The 2335-nt window shown below is 70.7% G+C and carries 2 protein-coding genes; both read right to left on the bottom strand.

The annotated features are described in order from the left end of the window. Positions 1-1481 (bottom strand): sodium:solute symporter family protein (locus A2U95_RS29850; protein ID WP_166028769.1); only part of this gene is annotated, 1481 nt, incomplete at its 3' end. Between the two features lie 166 nt (positions 1482-1647). Continuing rightward, positions 1648-2335: response regulator transcription factor (locus A2U95_RS29855; protein WP_166028771.1), on the bottom strand; the 688-nt coding region annotated here is incomplete at its 5' end.

Raw genomic sequence — 2335 nt, forward strand, 5'->3', positions numbered from 1 at the left:
CGTTCGGCGTACGTGGGATCGCTGCCGAGGGAATCGATCAGGACGTCACGCGCCGGGCTGCGCTCGGGCCGCAGGAACCCGACGGCCACGTACAGGACCAGCGAGGTGAGCACCGGCAGGCTGACGTTCATGGTCTGCGTGGCGTCCTCGACGCCCCAGTACAGGTACGCCCACACCAGCAGGCCGCCCGCCCAGGAGGTGATCGCGGCGAGCGGGCCGTGGCGCCGGAACCAGGGCAGCAGGCCCAGCATCAGCGGGATGGAGATCGGGCCCATCGTGGCGGCGACGATGCTGACCACCACCGTCATGATGAAGCCGTCCGGGTCGGCGAAGAGCGCGAAGGTCATGCTGACCGTGACGAAGGCGACCGTGGTGATCCGGGCGAACATCAGCTGCCCGGCCTGGGTGAGGCGCCGCACCCGCGGGACCAGCACCGGGGCGAGGTCCCGGGTGATGACCGCGGTGATGACGTTGGAGTCGGAGGCCACCATGGCCATCGTGTGCGAGAAGAACCCGGCGAGCAGCAGCCCGATGACGCCCGTCGGCAGCAGCGCCTGGGCGAGCATGATGTACGACTGCTCGCCGTTCTCGACGCCGGGCACGACGAGCGGGGCGGCGATCATCGGCACGAAGAGGATGAACGGCCACACGATCCACAGGAAGCTGGAGAGCAGCGCCGACCTCCTGGCCCGGGAGCCCGACGGCGCCGCCATGTAGCGCTGCGCCAGGTTCCACATGCCGCCGTTGTACTCGAAGGTCTTGACCAGCAGGAACGCCATGATCAGCCCGGAGGTGACCGGCCCGGCGACCGGGTCGCCGTGGCCCTGCGGCAGCTTGTCCCACATCGTCCAGAGGGTGGACACGCCGTCCAGGTGCGCGAAGAGCGCGAAGAGCATCGCGAACCCGGCCACGCCCTGGATGACGAACTGCCCGAAGTCGGTGAGGACGTCGGCCCACAGACCGCCGAAGGCCATGTAGGCCATGGTGCAGATGCCGGTCAGCGTGATGCCCCAGACCAGCGGGATGTCCGCGAAGCCCTGCAGCAGCACGGCGATGGCGACCCACTTGGCGGCGATGTCGACCACCTTCAGCGCGGCGCCGCTGTAGGCGAGGACCTGCTGGGTGGGCAGGTTGTAGCGGACGGCGAGGTAGGCCAGCGGCGAGTTGACGCCGTGCTTGGCCCGCAGCCGGTTCCAGCGCGCGGCGAAGACGAAGGCGCCGATGCCGACGCCCACGCCGATGGTGAGCGGCCACCAGAAGTAGACGGTGACCCCGTGGTCGTACGCCACCGCCGCGAAGGTGACGAACATGATCGCGCTGTACCCGGACATGTGGTGCGAGATGCCGGAGAGCCACCACGGTATGCGGCCACGGGCCGTGAAGAAGTCGGCGATGGTGTGGATGCGTTTCCTCGACCACAGGCCGATGCCGACCATCACGAAGAAGTACGCGCCCAGCACCACCCAGTCCAGTGCGGCCATCTCGGCTCCTCGTGTTCATGGACGTGAATCGTTGACAGGTCTCTGAATGGGTGCCGTCACAGTAGGAGCGTGGTGATGGAGCGTCAATACGCTGCGCAGAGCGAGTTTCAGCGGCAAGGGGTGTTCACGTCTCCGACGCGCATTCAGCTAGCTGAACGATTCCGGCCTACGAGGCATCCCGGAACACGTGCGGCGCGACACCGGTCACCTTGCGGAAGACCCTGCTGAAGTACGCGCGGTCCTGGAAGCCGACCGCACGGGCCACCGCCTGCACGCTCTCGTCGCCGCTGCGCAGCCGCTCCTTCGCGTGGTTGACGCGGACCCGGATCAGGTAGTCCCACAGGGTCAGCCCGAGCCTGCGGTGGAAGAGCCGCCCGAGGTGGTGCTCGCTGACCCCGGCGGCCCGCGCGATCTGCCGGCGTGACAGCGGCTGCCGGTAGTGCTGCTCGATGTACGCGACCGCGCTCCGCACCGGGCGGTGCCCGCGCAGGGCCCCCGCGTCCGGGCGGCGCGCGGCCAGCGACGCCAGCAGCCCGGTCAGCTCCCGGTCGGTCAGCACGCCGCGCCCGAGCATCGTCAGCGCCGGGTGCGGCTCGGCCCGGCGCAGGTCGTCCCGGGTGAAGCCGCGCGCACCGAGCACGAGCACCGGCACCGGCGGCTGCCCCGCGCCGCCCGCCTCGCACATGCGGTCCACCACGTCGAACCCGCTCATGTCCGGCAGGTCCCGCGCCACGACCAGCAGGCACGGCGGCCCCCCGGCGAGCAGCGCGGCCGCCGCGGCGCCGTCCGCGGCCCCCCGCACCGCGCGGCCGGGCAGCGCCGCGGCCAGCAACCGGCGCAGCCTGCGGCGCTCG

Origin of the sequence: Streptomyces chilikensis, from assembly GCF_001642695.1 — a bacterium.
GTDB classification, from domain to species: Bacteria; Actinomycetota; Actinomycetes; order Streptomycetales; family Streptomycetaceae; genus Streptomyces; species Streptomyces chilikensis.